19 protein-coding genes and 1 tRNA gene are annotated in these 17477 nt (G+C 62.6%); 9 read left to right on the top strand and 11 right to left on the bottom strand.

The features are described from left to right. Positions 1–26 precede the first annotated feature (26 nt). Positions 27–353, top strand: coding sequence for a chorismate mutase (locus ACN0X9_RS01940; RefSeq protein ID WP_417485956.1), 327 nt, complete (start codon positions 27–29; stop codon positions 351–353). On the opposite strand, the gene ACN0X9_RS01935 is transcribed toward ACN0X9_RS01940, so the two are convergent. Continuing rightward, positions 354–680 carry an Hpt domain-containing protein gene (locus tag ACN0X9_RS01935; protein ID WP_417485955.1) on the bottom strand — a complete coding sequence of 109 codons (327 nt, stop codon included), beginning with the start codon at positions 678–680 and terminating at the stop codon, positions 354–356. A gap of 155 nt (positions 681–835) precedes the next feature. Between ACN0X9_RS01935 and ACN0X9_RS01930 the strand changes: the two genes are divergently transcribed. From ACN0X9_RS01930 to ACN0X9_RS01920, 3 genes are all read left to right on the top strand, one after another. After that, positions 836–1306: a hypothetical protein gene (locus ACN0X9_RS01930; protein ID WP_417485954.1), complete on the top strand. Its 471-nt coding sequence runs from the start codon at positions 836–838 to the stop codon at positions 1304–1306. 71 nt (positions 1307–1377) lie between these two features. Continuing rightward, the gene (locus ACN0X9_RS01925) at positions 1378–2475 is read left to right on the top strand and encodes a lyase (RefSeq protein ID WP_417485953.1); all 1098 of its coding nucleotides are present in this window, start codon (positions 1378–1380) and stop codon (positions 2473–2475) included. Positions 2476–2627: 152 nt separating this feature from the next. Next, positions 2628–2703: transfer RNA gene (locus ACN0X9_RS01920), tRNA-Lys, on the top strand. A 118-nt stretch (positions 2704–2821) separates the two neighbouring features. Here the strand turns inward: ACN0X9_RS01920 and ACN0X9_RS01915 are convergent. The 4 genes from ACN0X9_RS01915 to ACN0X9_RS01900 are packed head-to-tail and all read right to left on the bottom strand — an operon-like array spanning position 2822 to position 6552. Beyond that, positions 2822–4621, bottom strand: coding sequence for a flotillin family protein (locus ACN0X9_RS01915; protein ID WP_417485952.1), 1800 nt, complete (start codon positions 4619–4621; stop codon positions 2822–2824). Between the two features lie 43 nt (positions 4622–4664). After that, positions 4665–5357, bottom strand: coding sequence for a YqiJ family protein (locus ACN0X9_RS01910; RefSeq protein ID WP_417485951.1), 693 nt, complete (start codon positions 5355–5357; stop codon positions 4665–4667). Beyond that, positions 5354–6040, bottom strand: a complete 687-nt coding sequence (locus ACN0X9_RS01905; RefSeq protein WP_417485950.1) for a PspA/IM30 family protein — start codon at positions 6038–6040, stop codon at positions 5354–5356. Before ACN0X9_RS01905 ends, ACN0X9_RS01910 begins: the two co-directional genes overlap by 4 nt. Beyond that, entirely contained in the window at positions 6037–6552 is a 516-nt protein-coding gene (locus ACN0X9_RS01900) for a hypothetical protein (RefSeq protein ID WP_417485949.1), read from the bottom strand. The genes ACN0X9_RS01905 and ACN0X9_RS01900 overlap by 4 nt, the downstream gene beginning before the upstream one ends. 192 nt (positions 6553–6744) lie before the next feature. Here ACN0X9_RS01900 and ACN0X9_RS01895 point away from each other — a divergent pair, with 192 nt between their 5' ends. Then, positions 6745–7863, top strand: a complete 1119-nt coding sequence (locus ACN0X9_RS01895; RefSeq protein WP_417485948.1) for an alpha/beta hydrolase — start codon at positions 6745–6747, stop codon at positions 7861–7863. 95 nt (positions 7864–7958) lie between these two features. Here the strand turns inward: ACN0X9_RS01895 and ACN0X9_RS01890 are convergent, their stop codons facing one another. The 3 genes from ACN0X9_RS01890 to ACN0X9_RS01880 form a co-directional block, all read right to left on the bottom strand. After that, positions 7959–9662 (bottom strand): methyl-accepting chemotaxis protein, encoded by a 1704-nt coding sequence (locus ACN0X9_RS01890; RefSeq protein WP_417485947.1) that lies wholly within the window; start codon positions 9660–9662, stop codon positions 7959–7961. Between the two features lie 119 nt (positions 9663–9781). After that, entirely contained in the window at positions 9782–11797 is a 2016-nt protein-coding gene (locus ACN0X9_RS01885; protein ID WP_417485946.1) for a TonB-dependent receptor plug domain-containing protein, read from the bottom strand. A gap of 31 nt (positions 11798–11828) precedes the next feature. Continuing rightward, a complete protein-coding gene (locus ACN0X9_RS01880; RefSeq protein ID WP_417485945.1) occupies positions 11829–12338 on the bottom strand; it encodes a hypothetical protein in 510 nt (169 codons plus the stop codon). A 335-nt stretch (positions 12339–12673) separates the two neighbouring features. Between ACN0X9_RS01880 and ACN0X9_RS01875 the strand changes: the two genes are divergently transcribed. Continuing rightward, complete coding sequence (locus ACN0X9_RS01875) at positions 12674–13123, top strand: paraquat-inducible protein A (RefSeq protein ID WP_417485944.1); 450 nt, start codon at positions 12674–12676, stop codon at positions 13121–13123. On the opposite strand, the gene ACN0X9_RS01870 is transcribed toward ACN0X9_RS01875, so the two are convergent. Beyond that, positions 13120–13596 (bottom strand): MarR family winged helix-turn-helix transcriptional regulator, encoded by a 477-nt coding sequence (locus ACN0X9_RS01870; RefSeq protein WP_417485943.1) that lies wholly within the window; start codon positions 13594–13596, stop codon positions 13120–13122. The genes ACN0X9_RS01875 and ACN0X9_RS01870 overlap by 4 nt on opposite strands. An 84-nt stretch (positions 13597–13680) precedes the next feature. Here ACN0X9_RS01870 and ACN0X9_RS01865 point away from each other — a divergent pair, with 84 nt between their 5' ends. Then, the gene (locus ACN0X9_RS01865; protein ID WP_417485942.1) at positions 13681–14325 is read left to right on the top strand and encodes a fumarylacetoacetate hydrolase family protein; all 645 of its coding nucleotides are present in this window, start codon (positions 13681–13683) and stop codon (positions 14323–14325) included. A gap of 3 nt (positions 14326–14328) precedes the next feature. Further along, the gene (gene maiA / locus ACN0X9_RS01860) at positions 14329–14976 is read left to right on the top strand and encodes a maleylacetoacetate isomerase (RefSeq protein WP_417485941.1); all 648 of its coding nucleotides are present in this window, start codon (positions 14329–14331) and stop codon (positions 14974–14976) included. Here maiA and ACN0X9_RS01855 read toward each other — a convergent pair. Further along, positions 14973–15788: a hypothetical protein gene (locus tag ACN0X9_RS01855; protein ID WP_417485940.1), complete on the bottom strand. Its 816-nt coding sequence runs from the start codon at positions 15786–15788 to the stop codon at positions 14973–14975. The genes maiA and ACN0X9_RS01855 overlap by 4 nt on opposite strands. A 100-nt stretch (positions 15789–15888) precedes the next feature. Then, positions 15889–17088: a DUF418 domain-containing protein gene (locus ACN0X9_RS01850; RefSeq protein WP_417485939.1), complete on the bottom strand. Its 1200-nt coding sequence runs from the start codon at positions 17086–17088 to the stop codon at positions 15889–15891. A gap of 117 nt (positions 17089–17205) precedes the next feature. Between ACN0X9_RS01850 and ACN0X9_RS01845 the strand changes: the two genes are divergently transcribed. Beyond that, positions 17206–17475 carry a hypothetical protein gene (locus tag ACN0X9_RS01845; RefSeq protein WP_417485938.1) on the top strand — a complete coding sequence of 90 codons (270 nt, stop codon included), beginning with the start codon at positions 17206–17208 and terminating at the stop codon, positions 17473–17475. Positions 17476–17477 lie beyond the last annotated feature (2 nt).

Here is a 17477-nt window from a genome sequence, read left to right as displayed (position 1 = left end):
ACAAACGAGCACAGGTTCCATTGCCCATGACCACGACACTCCCTTCCGGCATCACCCCGGCTGAAGACTGCCAGACCATGCAGGAGGTCCGCGCCGGCGTCGATGCGCTGGACCGTGAACTGGTCGCCCTGGTGGCCGAGCGAGCGCGTTACATGGAAGCGGCGGCGCGAATCAAACCCAGCCGCGACGTGGTCCGTGACGAGTGGCGGATCAATGATGTGATCTCGAAAGTGAACGCGGAGGCAAAAGCCCGTGGTCTTGCGGTAGAGATCGCCGAGCCGGTCTGGCGCGAACTGGTCGAACGGTCGATCGCCTATGAGTTCAGCGTCTGGGACGCGACACGGACCGACTGATCAGTCAATCCGGGCAAAGGCCAGTTCGGTTTCCCGGAACGCGCGCTCGACTGCCAGCCGGGCTCCCGCCCAGGCGGATTGAGATTGCAGTTCGGCCTCGTCACACACGTCGGCCAGTGCGAAGGCACCCACGCCGCGAGCGGCGCCTTTCAGCGTGTGGCAGGCTGCACGCCAGCTGGCCGGATCCGGCGGGCTGTCCATGATCGTCAGACAGCGCCGCGCCTGGTCGCACATCAGCGACAGCAACTCATCGCGAAGGGCCGCATCACCGCCCGTGTATCGGGCCAGGTGCGCGTCATCGAAAACGGGTGTTGCGAGGGGTTTCATGGCGGCAATCATGCGTCTGTCCTAGCGACCCTGCCTTAACAGCCTCCTTAAAACACCTGCCAGCAAAGGTCTTTCGCTCATCTTGGTGAATAGGGCGTTCACATTCCCGTCAGGCGCGAAATGACAGATTTGTCATGCAAAATCGGGAGGATCACATGTTCAGAACTGTCAGAACCATCGCCTGCGGTCTCGCCCTGGCGATCAGCGCCGGTGGACTTGCAGCCGCGACATCGACGAGCGCGCCAGCGCCCGTCCAGGCTCCGGAAAAGGTTGCCGAGGCCGGCGAAAAACGCCTGCAACGACGCCAGCACCGTCAGCGCGACCAGTACCGCGACCGCCGCGGGTCAAATCGCGGCTATAGCGACCGTCGCGGTGGGCGCCGGGACTATAATGATCGCGGTCGTGGACGACACGACTATCGCGACAATCGCCGTGGCCGCAATGACTACCGCAACAATCGCCGCCACCAGTCACGCTGCTGGAGTGAAAGCCAGCGCTCCCGTTTTCGCGGACAGCCCGCCATCGTCAGTGTTCGGGTGTGCCGAGACCGCCATGGCCGGACTTACACAGTCAGGGGTTCATCGCGGTTGATCCGGTACCTGCGCGGCAACCGTCGTCACTGGTAGGAAGCCTCCGACGAGCCGCTTGAAGCTCGCCCCTCGGCGCGATAATTTCGCGCTGAGGGAGAGTTTTCATCATGTCACAATCCATCCGCTTTCATCTGACCGCAGCCGGAGCGCTGTGCGTTTTTCTGGCCGCCTGCTCGGCGTCCGAAAACGGAGACGGCGACGCGGCACCGGACACCGCGGCTCCGGCGCTGGACGGCGAGACCCGTCCCGCCGATGACGTCACGCCGCCAATGGACAGCCCGGAGGTCGCGGCCGTCGACATCCAGGAATGGGATGTGCCCTGGGAGGGGCGACCGCGCGACCCTTATACGCTGAACGGTGAGACGGTCTGGTTTGTCGGCCAGGCCAATTCCTATATCGGCCGCCTTGATGTCGCCACCGGCGAGATGACCCGCACCGACCTGCGCGAGGGTGCCGGTCCGCACAATCTCATCGTCAATCCGGACGGCCGGATCTGGTATGCCGGCAATCGCGATGCCCATATCGGCATCTATGATCCTGCGAGCGAAACATTCGACTATGTCGAAACGCCTGCCGACACGGTCGCCGACCCGCACACACAGATCTTCGACGGCAACGGAAATATCTGGTTCACCAGCCAGCGCAGCAATTCGGTCAGCCGCCTCAACATGGAGACGCGCCAGCTCGATACCGTCATGGTGCCGACGCCCGGCGCCCGCGCCTATGGCATCAAACAGGCGCCGGACGGCACCATCTGGGTGGCCCTGTTCGGGACAAGCAAGCTGGCATCGGTCGATCCGGAAACCATGGCCCTGACCGAGCACGACCTGCCCCGCGACAGTGCCCGGCCGCGACGCCTCGACATCACGTCAGACGGTCGCATCTGGTATGGCGACTATGCCGATGGCTATCTGGGCGTTCTGGACCCGACCGACGGATCTATCACCGAATGGGCCATGCCATCCGGCGCCAATGCCCGCCCCTATGCCCTTGCTGTCGACGGCCAGGATCGGGTGTGGTTTGTGGAAACCGGCGTCGATCCAAACTGGTTTGTCGGTTTCGATCCTGCCAGCGAGGAGTTCTTCTCCATCACCGGCATCCCGTCCGGCGGCGGCGTCGTGCGTCACATGCACTACCTGGCTGCTACCGGCGAGATCTGGTTCGGCAGCGACATGGGCACGATCGGCCGCGCCCGGGTCGAGTAGGTCTTGCGCGGCGGGACCGGGTGTCGGTCCCGCTCCTCCGTCGCACAAGCGACCCGGCCCCGCGCAGACGCATGGCAGGCATGTGCAATCCGCGGAAGGTATGGCTTGCTTTTACGCCGCGTCGGCGTATTTTCCGCCGCTTCCCAACCGGCGCGCCTATAGCTCAGTTGGTAGAGCAGCTGACTCTTAATCAGCGGGTCCTAGGTTCGAATCCTAGTGGGCGCACCAAATTCCTCCCGATATTCTCCCTGATTGCGACCGATCGGTCACCGCGATCATTTGTGGCAAGAAAAATGGCGCCGACCGGGTGGTCGACGCCATCTTCACGGACGAAGCGATCGCGCGATCAGCTCTTGTCGCTGTCAGCCCCGGCGTCTGACGCCTCGTCGCCCGCGACGTCGCCATCGGCGAGGACAATCCCATCGCCAAAGGCATCCGCCAGGTTTTGCGGGTTACCGACCTTCAGGCCGATTTCCGACAGCATGGCATCGACCAGGGGCGCTTGTGACCGATAGCGCAGCGCCGAGGACACGACCTGGTCTGCAAGTCCGCCGTCCTGACCGTTGCTGCCGCCGCCGGCACCGGTGCCGCTGACCGCGCCACCGTTCAGACCATCGACCTGCAGGATACGGATGCCGTCGATATTCTCGATCGGCTTGACGCTTTGCTCGATGATCTCCGGCAGAGCCTGCATCAGCGCCAGCTTGATCTGCATGGCAACCTGTTCCGGCGACAGTACATTGGCCGCCTCGTTGATGGCCCGCTGACCGATCGCCTCGACCGCGTAGACGCGCTCCTGGGCATCGGCGCGGAGCTTTTCAGCATCGGCCTCACCTTGTGCAGCCGTCCGGATGCGGGTGGCGTCTGCTTCGGCCGCGATGCGGACGGCTTCACCACGATCAGCCGCAGCCTGCTTCTCGGCATCGGCCGCCACGGTAATGGCAATCGCGTCCATCTCGGCAGCTTTCGATGCCTCGACAAGTTCGATCTGCTTGTCACGCTCGGCGATTTCCACCTGGCGGGCAGTCGTCACTTCCTCGGCGGCGCGGGCAGCCAGGGCGCGGGCCTGGTCGGCCTCTGCCTCGGCAACGGATTTTTCGCGCGACTTCTGGGCGACGACAATGTCCCGGCCCTGCTCGGCGAGCTGAATCTGCTTGGCCTTCTCGACATCAGCGGATTCAAGGGCCTGTTCCTTCTGGATCTCCTGCTCACGGACCTGCTTGTCCATGGCAATCTGGCGCTCGGCCACGATCTGGTTGGACTCGATCGACGCCTCATTGGTTCGTTGGGCGGCGAGGATTTTCGCGGTCTCGGCCTCGCGCTCGCGGCTGGCCTTCTCGACGGCGATCTGCGACGCCTGTTCGGCAGCCCGCGTCTGGACTTCACGCTGTTGCTCAAGGCGCGCGAATTCCTCGTCCCGGGCGATCTGCAGGCTTTCCTGCTCGGTGACCAGGTTCTTGCGACGGATGAGGACCTCGGTGTCCTGCTCGATATCATTGCGCTTCTTGCGGCGCTCCTCGATCTCCTGGGTAAGCTTGGTCAGGCCTTCCGCATCGAACGCATTGTTCGGGTTGAAATAATCCTTGTTGGTCTGGTCGAGACCGGTCAGCGAGACCGACTCCAGCTCCAGGCCGTTCTTGAGGATGTCCTCGGAGACTGCAGCCTGCACCTTTTGGACGAAATTGACCCGTTGTTCGTGCAACTCCTCCATCGCCATTTCAGCGGCAACAGCACGCAGGGCATCGACGAACTTGCCCTCGACCAGGTCCTTCAATGCTTCGGGATCCATGGTCCGGCGGCCCAGGGTCTGGGCCGCATTGGCGATTGATTCAGTCGTGGGTTGTACACGCACAAAGAACTCAGCCTGCACATCGACGCGCATGCGGTCCTTGGTGATGAGCGCTTGCTCATTGGCCCGCTTCACCTCGAGCCGCAGCGTGTTCATGTTGACCGGAATGGTCTCGTGCAGGACCGGCATGATCAGGGCGCCACCATTCATGATGACTTTCTGACCGCCAAAGCCGGTCCGGACGAAGGAGATTTCCTTCGAGGCGCGCTTGTAGAGCCCTGCGATGAAGCTGAAGACCGCGAAGAACGCGATCAGGATCGCACCGGCATAAAGCGCAATGGTGGGAAGATCTGGCATGAATGTCCCTTTCACTCTTGTTGGTACAAACCGTCAGGGGTCGCTATCGATTGCGCGACAGCACCTGATGGGTATTGCGGATGACGCGGTAGACCGAGCCGGCCTGGCTGACGATGATGACTTCATCCGCGCCGCCAAAAACCTCGTCATCCTCATCGGGCTCCACCAGTATCCAGTGGGTCTGCCCGTGCATGTCTTTCAGTTTTGCCTCGGCCGGTTGATCGCGCCGGGATTCACCGCGGATGATCACCGCGACCTTGCCGATGAAGCGATCGGTCGAGACCGCCTCGGTTTCTTCCTTGGGCAGCACCGCCCCGAAAGCGCGGCCGAGATATCGCGTACCGGGCAGTGCCACCATCACTGCAGGGATGGCAGCGAGCCAGCCCGGCACCAGGACACCGGCCACGGACGAGGTGACGGCCAAGACCGTCAGCCCGGCAAGCCCGAAAACGGTCAGGAATGCGATCAGCAGCACCAGGGCCGGCGCCTTGCCGAAACTGAGCCAGCTCATCAGATAGGTCAGCGGGCCAACGCTCTCGAGACCACCAACATCCACACTCCCGTCCGGCCCGCCATCGAGATCAGGCAGGTCGAAATCCGGCAGGATCCCGTCCAGAAAACCTGAAATGGCTGCACCGAAGAACAGGCTGACCCCTTCGAGGATGGCGATGAAGGTCATCACCATCAAAGCGATCACAAAGGGCAGCGCGGCGGGTGCGGAGAGAATGTCCATCATTTCGTGTTTTCAGTCCCTGCCGCTTTGGCTGCAGCCAGACGTTCCTTGATGCGGTTGCTCCGGGCGAGCGTTTCAAGCTCGGCCAGCTTGGCGCCGTCCTTGCGAGACCCGCCTGCGGAGCCCGGCATGCCGGTGGCATCGCGCATCACCCGGTCAAAGGCTCGCTCGGCCTTGTTGACCTTGCGCTCGGCGGTTCCCGAGGCGGCCGGATCGCCGTCGGCCGTCAGCGTGTCGGACGCGGCACGGCTTTCCTTGTAGGCCGACAGCTCTTCTTCCATTTCACGTCGTCGTGCCTGGAGGGCTTCGATATAGCCTTCAAGCTCGACTTCCTGGGAGCTGGCATCACTGACAGCGGTTTCCAGGATCGGCATCTGGCTTTCAATGTCCATCTGACGCGAGATCGCAGCTTCGGCAAGATCGTCCCGGCCTTCCTTGACGGCCATCTCGATCTGCTCGGACAGGGTCTCGTGACGGGTGTTGGCATCCATCAGGCGGCGTGAAGCAAGATGCTTGTTGGCGAGCACACGTCCCAGCTCATCGCGCACCTCATCCGTGGCCGATTCGACCTCCCGGATCGCTTCCTTCATCACCGTTTCCGGCGAGACGTTCTCGACGGCGTCAACGAGAGAGTTCACGCCTCCCGATACCAGGCGCTTGACCCGGGAAAACAGTTGTTCGCTCATGGCGCATTGCCTCCTTTCGGCTGTTTCGACAGACGGACCAGATCGAGGATCTCCTGGATCGGTTCCAATCGTCTTTTCATCAACTCCGGATCGAATGTCCGGCTGTTCTCGGTCAGGCCGAGATCGAGCAATTCCTCGATCAGGGCGAATATCTGTTCGGACAGGTCCGCCTCGAAATCCACGAGGTCGTCGACAGTCCCCTCTTCACGCACGCCCACCATCAAGGTCGCGACCAATTCAGGCATCCGCTGATAGGCGCGGGCGACAAGCTCGGACCGGTTGCGATGCTCTTTCTGGGCATTGCGCAGCCGATTCAGCGCGGGTTGCAATTGGGCGCCGCACCATTCGACCCTGCTGGCGAAGTCATCGCCACCCGCCTCCATGCGGCGCGCCTGAGCCAGAAGGGCGCGGAGTTTTTCGCTCGGTGTCTTGGCGCCCTCAGCCTTGAAGCGCGCCAGAAAGGCCGCGTCATCATCGCTGATCCGGACGCTAAGGGGCACGCTTCGGGACATGACCACCTCCACTTGATTACGAAAGCATACAATTGCATTCATATGTCTGCGAAGAGGGATTGTAAAGCCTGACATCCCACCCTGCGGTCGAACCACGCTATCAGGGCCTCCCCGTCATTGACCTACGGCGCCGGGGCGTGGCTATTCGTGTTGCCGTCGGAGCTGACGGAAAAGCCTGGAGCAAGAATGTTCATGACCGGATTGTTTCGCGTGATTTCGCTGGTGGCGACATTGGCTGGCCTGTCGGCCTGCACACATGCGCCTGCCCGGCTGCCGATCATGACCCCGTCGGGCGCCGACGGGCGCAGCGAGACCATTCTGATCGCGACGACCCGCATGCCCAGCGACGACCCAGCCATTCGCCTCACAACCCTGCGCGGCGACCTCTCTTTCGCGCAGGCCGATGTCTGGGTACCCTCGAACCGGCTTGCCGGCGAGATCAACCACCCGTCACGCCGGGCTGACCCGGAACGCGAATTCGGGCTGGTCGGATATCACGACGCCCTGAGCCGGAGGGAGTGGTCCACACGCCTGGATCGCCGCCTGTCGGCCCTGCCCCTCGCACAGCGACAGGTCCTTGTCTTCGTGCATGGTTTCAACACGCCATTTTCGGACGGGCTCTACCTGAACGCCCAGATACTCAACGACTTTGGCGTGGAGACGGTCGCCGTCCACTACGCCTGGCCTTCGGCGGGACGGGTAACCGCCTACCTGCAAGACCGTGACAGCGCCCTCTTCGCCCGCAACGGACTGGCAGAATTGTTGGTGGAGGTTGCGGAGAGCCCGTCCATCTCGGTTACGATTCTTGCGCACTCGATGGGCGCCCAGGTGACGATGGAGGCGTTGCGACAGCTGAGCCTAGCCGGACGGCGCGATGTTCTGGCGAAGATCGATCCGGTCATCCTCGCCATGCCCGACATCGACTTTGACGTATTCTTCAATCAGCTCGACTCGATCGAGCCGCGGCCCGAGAACATGACCGTCCTCGTATCCGGACGCGACCGGGCTCTTCGCGTCTCCGACTCCCTCAGCGGGGGTGGACAAGCCCGGCTGGGAATGGGCGCCCAGCAAGAGGCGTTGACCGCACACGGGATAGCCGTCCTGGATCTGACCGGATTGCGCGATGGCACCGTGATCGGCCACACCGATTTCGCAGCCTCGACAACATTGATGCGACTCGCCGCCAGCGGCGCCCTCGACAATGCCTTCAATGCCGAGTCCCAATCGTCGGGAGGTCTGCTTTCCAGCCCCTTGGCCGCCCTCGCCGCCCAGATCATCCGCCTGCCCGCCCGGGCGTTCGGCGACAACTGATCATCCGGCATCGCCTGAACACAAAAAAGCGCCCGGACCGAGGGGGGGAGAGGGTCCGGGCGCTTGTGTTGCAAGGCGACATCTGGGGGGAGAGATCAGCCTGCCTCGCGAACCTCGGTGAGGAATGTTTCCACGGTGGAATTGAGCTTCTCGGCGCGTTCCGACACCGTCCGTACGGCGTGCAACACATCCTGGGACGCGTCGCCGGTCTGGCGGGCCGAGCGGGACACCACATCGACATTGTCCGAGACGGCCCGGGCACTGGTCGCCGCATGGGAGACCGAGCTCGAAATCTCGCGGGTCGAAGCGCTCTGTTCTTCCGCAGCGGCCGCAATCGCGGATGCCGAGCGGGAAATCTCGCCGACGGCGCGGGTCACATCCTCGATCGAAGCCGACGAAGACGCCGCAGCTTCCTGGATGGCCTGGATCTGGTCACGAATGTCATCCGTGGCCTTGGCTGTCTGCGCGGCGAGTGATTTGACCTCGGAGGCCACAACCGCGAAGCCCTTGCCGGCTTCCCCGGCGCGAGCCGCCTCGATGGTCGCATTGAGGGCGAGCAGGTTGGTCTGCTCGGAAATGTCATTGATCAGCTGGACCACATTGCCGATCTCCTGGGCAGCGGCGCCCAGATTGTCGACAACCGCACGAACCGACTTGGCCCGCTCATCGGCCTGGCTGGCCATGTCCGAGGAGCCCTGGATCTGCTGCGTGACTTCGGCGATCGAAGCGGTGAGTTCTTCCGAGGCTGCAGCGACGGATTCAACATTGGCCGATGCCTGCGCGGCTGATGACGCCATCTGGCCCGACTGCTCGGATCCTTCGGTAGCGGCCTGGGACAGCTGCTCGGCGATGGCTGACATGGACGAGCAAGCCTCGTTGACCTCACCCAGCATGGACATGACTTCGGCATCGAAGGTTTGGGCCAGATCATTGAGCTTGGCGGCACGCTTCTCATTGGCCTCGGCCTGGGCGCGCTGTTCTTGTTCGAGTTCTTCTGCCTGCAGGCCCTTCTCACGGAAACGGCGCAGGCTTTCGACCACGGCACCCAGCTCGTCCGAGCGCTCGAGCGCACCGATATCGAGGGAGTAGTCACCGTCAGCCAAGGTTTCAGTGGCGTCGGCAATCTTGCGGACGGACGCCGAGATCTGGCGACCGAAAAGCACAGCGAGGGCAATCAGGGCAACGCCGACACCAATGGTCAGGCCGATGAATACAATGATGGATGTTCCGGCAGCGGCTTGCGTCTCTGCGGCATCCATGCGGGCCAGGGAAGCCCCTTCCATGGCCAGGCCGTCCAGGTCGGCGCTGATCTCGGCGAACACGGCATCGAACGGCTGCAGGAAGGCGACCGAGCTGGCAAAATCGAGTTCCAGCATCTGGCCGACAAAGTCGAGCGCGTCCTTGTAAAGGGTCAATTGCTCGACCAGGCTATCGAAGGTATCCGTGCCCGAAGCGATATCGGCGCCAGAGCTCTGGAGCTCGACGATGCGGGCGGACAGCCCGTCGACGCGCGCGCTGACCGCATCGAATTCGGCCATCACGTCAATCGGGTTACCGGCTGCCTGGGACGTCACAACAGCAAGCACCTGGCTGTTGATGGTCTGGAGTTCGGATTTCAGGTCGGTGAGTTCAAGGGCGACATTCATTTCCCGCATCGCCCGTTGCTGGCTGTCAGAACCATTCTGCAACGACCAGGCGCCCAGCCCGGCGACGGCAATCAAAGCGATGATCGCGGCGACAGGAGCGACCGCGAATGATTGCGCAATCGTCAGCTTGAAGATTGATTTTAGCTTGCCCATGGTACTCTCCCGGAAGACGTCACCGAAGGCGGATCTGTCATTGGTCCTATGATCCGCCTGAATCGCTAAAGTCAGGGTTAACGCCCCGGTACCAAAGGCACCGGGGCGCTCATTTCATATTAGAAACTGCTCGACAGACCGAACCAGACGCGCGAGTCCGACTGGGCGTTGGCAGTGGTCGCCTCGCCGTCGCCGAAATTGGCATTCTGGGCGTTCAGCGACACAGCGATATGGTCGTTGAAGCGATAGCCGGCGCGGAAGGAAAGAGCGACATAGTCGTCGATCGCAACCTGGGTCGGCAGGCCGAAGACCGGCTGCAGCGGCGAGGTGGTCTCGGAGACATAATTCACGAAACCATCGACACTGACCTTGTCGCCTGTCCAGCCGAGATGGCCGTTGAACAGATGAGCCGGGGTGGCATTCTCGAAGTCCTGGACATGGCCAAGACCGAACGTGCCGTCCAGATCGTCTTCAGTCTGCTGGTACGTATAGTTCGCATCCCAGTTCCAATTGCCTTCCGGATCGCCGATGAGGCCGAATTCGAAACCGGTCGTCGTGGTGTCGCCGCGGTTATCGAACAGGAGGGTCGGGATGGTGACGGTCGGCGGCAGCAGGTCCGGGAAGAGACCGAACTGGCCACGCACGTCCGACGTGTCCTGCATGAACACGGCAGCCCGCATATCGATGGTCGGCGTCAGGTTGCGGTCATAAGCGACCTCATAACTGTCGACGATGGACGGCACCATGTCCGGATTGCCCGACAGGATGAGCGGGTTCCCGCCGACGGTTGTCTGCAGCGTGAAGCCGATATCGAAGGAGGTCGGCGCCTGAATGCCGCGACCCGCCATGAAGCGCATCGTGCCGCCGAAGGAGGGACGCCAGACCAGCGCCGCATTGTAGGAGAACTCCTCGAAGGAGACCGAGTAATCATCCTGGGTGAAGGAATAGAAGGCGCCCGGCGCGCCGTCACGGCTCCAGTCAACGACGTCATAGCGTCCGGCAAGGGTCAGGTCCCAGGTGTTGGAGAACTTGTGGTTCCACATCGCCGAAACGGCCATCGACTCATAGCCGAAATCACCATTGCCCGGATCCGGGAAGGACGCAGTCTGACCGTCACGGAATTCGGCGCCGATACGGATGGTGTCATTGGTGCCGACCTTGAACAGGTCCTGCACACGGAAAGTGGTCAGCTCGGCGCTGAGCGGACCGAAGGAATAGGCGATCTCGCTTTCATTGCGGTAAGCGAGAGCCGTGATGACACCGTAATCGGTATCAGCTTCCAGCTCGGCCTTGTAGGAGCGCAGCTCGTAAAGGGCGCGAGCGGAAGAATAGACCGATGTCATTTCCGACTGGTCGACATTGGTGAAAGTCGCTTCCGCCGTCAGGGTGACCTTGTTGGTCAGGGCAAAACGACCTTCGATGGCCCCGGTTTCACGGTGAAAGTCCTGCAGGGCGAGCGGCTGGGCCTCGATGGCATTCGGGTGGGCCGGAAGCTCCGAAGTCTCCGCATTGCCATAACTGACGCGGACCGCGGCACGATCACCGAACTGGCGCGCCGCCACGAAAGCGGCGTCAAATCCACCATCAGATTCCACATTCACGCGGGCCGTGGCGTAGTCGCCATGCTGCGGATTGCGGGTGATGATGTTGACCACGCCGGACACGGCGTTGAAGCCGTAGAGTGCCGACTGTGCGCCCTTGACCACTTCAATCTGCTGGATCTCTTCCAGCTGGACCGGCAGGGTCGACCAGGCGGTGTAGCCATAGCTGTCGAGATAGACTTCGCGGCCGTTCACCAGCACCAGCAGGCGCGGCGAATAAGGCGTGGCAGCACCACGGATCGAAATCTGGCCGTCACCGTAACCATAACGGTTGTAATTGATGCCGGCATAGTGACGCAGGATGCCCGGGATGTCGTATTCCGGGAAGCGTTCGATATCGGCCTGGGTGATGATCACCATCGTGGCCGGGACATCCGAAGCGCGCTGCGGGGCGCCAGTGGCGCCGGCGGTCACGGCTTCGCCGAACAGATCGCTCATCGCGGTGAAGTCGAGCGACTGGGCAGTCGCCGCGGCGGAGAAACCGACGCTCAGCGCAAGCACGGAGATCGATGTCGTGAGGAATTGGGTCTTCATGGTCGTTACTCTCTCAAATCTCTGTTTACGCTTAGATTTCTTCGATCATCATCGCGAAGGCGGCGGCGAATGAGACCGACGAGCCGTCGGCAGCACCGCGATTGACGACGATGCGCACGGACGGCGCGCTCTGGACACCCATCACGCAACGGGCGCTTTCGACGCAGCCCATGTCGGTGGAGACGGTCATCACGCCAGCCGAGCTGGCGGCACCGTAAACGCCGGCATCGCCAGCGGCGCCACCCAGGAGAACGGCGGCATCGGCGCCGCTGAGCGACCCGGTGTCCGCCATCGGCACCAGGCGTGCGTTCAGCGTGACACGACCGGCCGAGAGGCCGCCGGCCATGGCAGACGCCAGAGCCTGGGCTTCAGCTTCACTGCCCGCGTCATAGACAATGGCGACAGTGCGGTCAGAACCGCTGGCCCCTTCGACAAACCCGAGCGCGCGACCGATCACTTCCAGATCGCGCTGGGTCGTTTCGGCCATCGCCGGTGTTGAGATAAGAAGGCCGGCCAGAGCCGGCAGAATGAATTTGCGCATTTGGGGACACCCCGTCCTGTTCCACATTTCACCGCAGTGCGGCGTATGGGGTGGAACTAGGCGAGGGATATTAACCATGCATTTCTTCTGGGTAATTGGATATTACAATGCTTGCAGGGGCTTACACTGGTCATGGCAACCTTAAATGGACATCGCCGGACGGCGCCCGAGCGATCGGATTCGACGTTATCGACAGCCAGGGTTGAGCTCGCCATCGCGTCACCCGATACCGCATGTGAATTTTGTCCTGCCCCTATTCGGCCCTCTTTCTCGGCCTCTATGCCGGCATGGAGCGGGCAGAAAAAATCAGATTCACCCCTTTGACGACCGGACTCTTGCTGATTTCCAGCGTGCTGTTCGTGCCCGGATTAACCCTGCCGGCCGTCGAAACGCGGCATCTGGGGCTGTGGGGCGACGAACATTCCATCCTCGGCCTCGCCCTGACGCTCGCAGCAGAAGGCGACTGGCTGCTGGCAGCGACCGTGTCTGTATTCTCGATCGGATTTCCGCTCACAAAGCTGGTCTGGATGTGGCGTTTGCAGGTCTTCTCACCCGCCAGGCCTGACCGGACACAAGCGCCTCGCCACGACCGTTCACTGAATTGGCTTGAACGGCTGGGCAAATGGTCGATGGCGGACGTGCTGGTCATTGCACTGGTCGTGTTCAGCCTGCGCGGCAATCTGGTTGTCGAGGCAAAACCCTTGATCGGTGCGGGCTGTTTTGCCCTGTCGACCCTCATGGCCATGTGGACCGCGGGCCGTATTGTCTCGGAGCGGCGTCACTAGTCGGCGTCGGCCGTGAGCAGTTCGGCGGCGCGTCCGCGCACAATGTCCAGCAGACGGACCAGGGTCGCGACTTCACCGGCTTCAAGCCCGCCCAACAGATCCGCTTCGGCGCTCAAGGCGACCGGCATGATCTCCTGGTACAGGGCACGCCCCGGATCGGTCAGGCGAAGGTCCCGCGATCGACGGTCTGCCGCCCGTTCGGCCCGGACCACCAGGCCACGGTCGACCAGGGATTTGACCGCCCGGCTCACCGAAACCTTGTCCATCGCCGCAATGTCGGACAGGGCCTGCGCCGTCATCGGCTCCGCCTCGCCGAGCAGGGCGATGACCCGCCACTCCCACACCGTCAGCCCGAAACGGGCCTGATAGGCCCGCGCAACAACGCGGCTGACCTGGTTCGATGTCACGGCCAGCCGATAGGGCAGATAATCGTGCAGGCTCAGGGCGGGCGGGGTCTCAGTCGGCTCGGTCATGCTTCACAGGTGCCGGATGCCGGCTGCAGCTGCAAGACGTTTGTTGGCTCGACGAAGCGCCGCGCGCTCGGCTATCGATAGGGCATGACCGATATTATCCCCTGCCCCGCTCCGCCCCGCCTGGCCATTGACGGCGACAGCCGTACATTCCCGGTCAGTCGCATTTTCTGCATCGGACGCAATTATGCCGACCATGCCAAGGAAATGGGGGCGGCCGCGGAACCGATCTTCTTTGCCAAGCCGGCCAGCGCCATCACCTGCGCCACCGCCCTGCCCTATCCCACAGAGACTGAAGACCTGCATCACGAGGTCGAGCTGGTTCTGGCGCTGGGTGAAAACGGCACCATCATCGCATCCGGGACCGGCGTCGACCTGACCAAGCGCGACCTGCAGGCCGGCCTCAAGGCCAAATCGGCACCGTGGGAGATTGCCAAGGGTTTCGATGCGTCTGCACCGATGGGCGCTTTACGCCTCGGGCCGCCACCAGCGACCGGTTCGATCAGCCTCGGCGTCAACGGCGCCGTGCGCCAGTCCGGAGATCTGGCGCAGATGATCCTGCCGCCGCAGGACCTGCTGGCACAGCTGACACGCTTTTTTGCGCTCCAGCCGGGCGATCTTATCTTCACGGGTACCCCGTCCGGGGTCGGCGCACTCAATCCGGGCGACACGGTTGCCGCCCGGATTGACGGCCTGCCACCACTCGACTTCACCCTGACCGAAAGGCGCTGAGCCATGACCACAACTCTTTTTGGCTATTGGCGCTCCAGCGCCGCCTACCGTCTTCGGATTGCCCTCAATCTGAAGGGCGCGACCTATGACCAGGTCGCCGTGAACCTGAAAGAGGGCGAGCAGGGCGGAGCGGATTGGCTTTCCATCCAGCCGCAAGGCCTGGTGCCGGTGCTGGAGCATGACGGAGCCCGATTGCTGCAATCCCCTGCCATCCTCGAATGGATTGACGAGACCTGGCCGGAGCCGCGCTTTCTGCCGCGTGATCCGGTCGAGCGGTGCCGCGCGCGCGGCTGGGCCTCGATCATCGGATGCGATATCCACCCACTGCAGAACCTGCGCGTCCTGAAAACAGTCGCGGGTGATCTCGGACAAGGGCCGGACGGCATGAAGGCCTGGGCCCAGCGCTGGATGAGCAGCGGCCTGGATGCGCTGGAAACCCTTGTCGAGGCGGCCCCTCGCACCGGTTCCTATCTGGGTGGTCAGACGCCGGGCCTGGCCGACATTTATCTGGTTCCGCAACTCTATAACGCCCGCCGTTGGGGGCTCGAAGTCGCCGCGTGGCCGGCGCTGGAAGCCGCCGATGCGGCTTGCCAGGCCCTGCCGGCTTTCCAGGATGCACTCCCGGAAAACCAGCCAGACGCAGACGGCTAGAGCGACCGCGGCTCCCAAAAACTGTTGACGATCTGCCAGTCCCCTTCGACGCGTAGCAGGAAGACCCACTCGACACGGTCCTGGGCATCAATCCGGGCGGCACCGGTGGCGCGGGTGGCCTCGAACACGGTGACGGTCGCATCGCGTGTCACCGGCGCGGCCCCGTCCAGCTCGATGGCGATCATCTCGAGAGTCTCAGGCGCCAGATATTCCCGCTCGCCGGAGCGGTCCACATGCCGCCGGTCGAAGTCCGGATAGACGGACGCGACAACCTCCGCAGCATCGCCAGCGTCCCAGGCACGGGCATATCGTGTCACGACCTCGTCTATTTGGGACATGTGCTCGGCACGGTCCGGATTATTGGTCCACTCGAACGAGCCGTAGGCACAATTCACGAGCACCCAGTTGTCATTGATCCGCGTGCCGACGAAGAAATCATACCATTCGGAATCGGCGTTCAGCTGGAAGACGCCGGTATCGCCTGTGCTGTCGAAGAAGCGGACATCAACTGTCGAGGTCACCGGGTCCAGGCGACCATCGCCATTGTACAGCTCACCCAGGATCTGAAGATCGCCCGGCGTCAAATTCTCGATGGTCATGCGACCAAAGCCCTGAAAATTCGGTCGCAGACCCAATTTGGACAATTCCGGGTGCACTGTCGACAGCACCTGGTCGGCGTCCTGCGCATAAAAACCCCGCGCGAAGCGGTCGGCCAGCGGCGCAAGCGCGGCTTCTGTCGCGGCATCATCAGCAAATGCGGCCGGTGAAATAGCTGCCAGCATGGTCGTCGCTACAAGAATTTTCCGGATCATCATCATCCCCTCAGATTTCGATCCGTTCTTGTTGCACGCCGCCTTGAGGTTGGATGTTGCAAGTTCGAAAACTCGATCAACTGGATGTGATCGTCGGGGATCAATCTCGGCGCAGGCGCGCGAAATGTCGGCAGGCCAGACCATCCAGAAGCCACTCGACAGGGCCGACGCGCAGCCAGCGATCAATCGCCCAAACCGCGCCCGCCTGCAGACCGGCCAGAACCAGACCCAGAGCGAACAGGCTCGCCGGCCCCAGTTGACCGTAGAGGGCAATTCCCGGAACGCCCGAGAAGATCAAGGTCAAAAACACGATCTGGCCGACATGGATGCTCAGCCAGACATGCCCGGCTCGGATCAGGAATAATTGCACCGGCTCGGCTATCCGGTAGCGAATGGCCAGAACGACAAGCACGGCATAGCCACTGGCCGTCAGCGCCGCCCCCACAGCATGGGCGGCAATACCGCCCCAGGCCTGGGACGGCGCAAAGCCGGCGTTGATCGCGTTCAATGCGCTCCATCCATTGAGTGGCAGGCCGATGCCAAGTGCAGCGGCCGCGCTGAACACGAGCGGCATCAGCGGCCAGTCGCCGCCCCAGAAGCGGCGTTCAACCAATTCCATCCCGAGCAGGACAAGACCCAGCACGCCACCGCCGAGAAAGAACAGCTCGACAAGATGGAATTGTAGCGCGATCGCCATGTTCCCGGGCAGTCGGGCCCAGAACCCGGATTGATGCGCGGCTTCGATGGCGGCAATTCGGACCGGGTCAAGACCGAGCAAATCCGCGAGGCCCATCGTGTCAGGCAACAGGGCCGTGATCCCGGCGCCCGCCAGCAGGATCAGGAAGGTCCCGCCAATGAGCCCGGTCAGCGTCATCCACCGGGTCGCAGGCGAGAGGGCCTGCATCGGCACCGCGATCATGCCGGCGATCGCGAGCACGGTCAGCAATTCGCCGTGCCAGAAGAGATAGGCCAGCACGAGCCCGACGAGGCACATCCAGCCAAGGCCGCGGGCACCGTCGCCTTGATGACGCAAGGCAAGCGCCGACCCGAACAGGACCAGAAGCAGGATGTTGAATGTCCAGGAGACGAATGTCTGTCCCAGCCACCAGGCCAGATTGTCCAAGACTCCGGGCGTCGCAGTCTGAAGCGGCAGGATATCAGCAGCGGCCCATACATGGGCAAAGCCTGACAGGTTGGCGAACAACAATCCGAACACGGTCACGCCGAGCATGATCAGGACACCGGCTTCCTCCGCCTCGCTCGCCTCATTCATGTCCGCTCCGAAGGGGCTGCGCCCCATTTTGGCCACCTTGTTACCAACTCTTCACGAAGCTCTCATGTTTCGTGAATTGCCCGCACCGTATGCAGGTCCTAGGCACATGTTCAATACCAACCGGGTCCGGGACGCACACCTGACATGATCCAGTTTCTGATCTCCATCATCGAATGGTTTGCTGTCTTGGCGCTGTCCTCGATCGGCATAGACGCGGACGCGGTCAGCGGCTGCACGTCGGGCCAATCCGCCCAACCGGCCGAATACCGCGAAGCCGTCATGTGGGTCGGCGCGACGGACCCGAAGGCCAGACCGGCCAGCCTGATGTCGGATCCATGCCAGCGATGGCTGCCGATCAGTGACTCGCGCGACGTACCGGAATTGCTCGCACCACCGCTCGTCTATACCAGCTGATC

Source organism: Maricaulis sp., from assembly GCF_048268525.1.
In the GTDB taxonomy this organism is placed as follows: domain Bacteria; phylum Pseudomonadota; class Alphaproteobacteria; order Caulobacterales; family Maricaulaceae; genus Maricaulis.
Note: the sequence above shows the minus strand (reverse complement) of the source record. Positions and strands in the feature narration are given on the sequence as shown.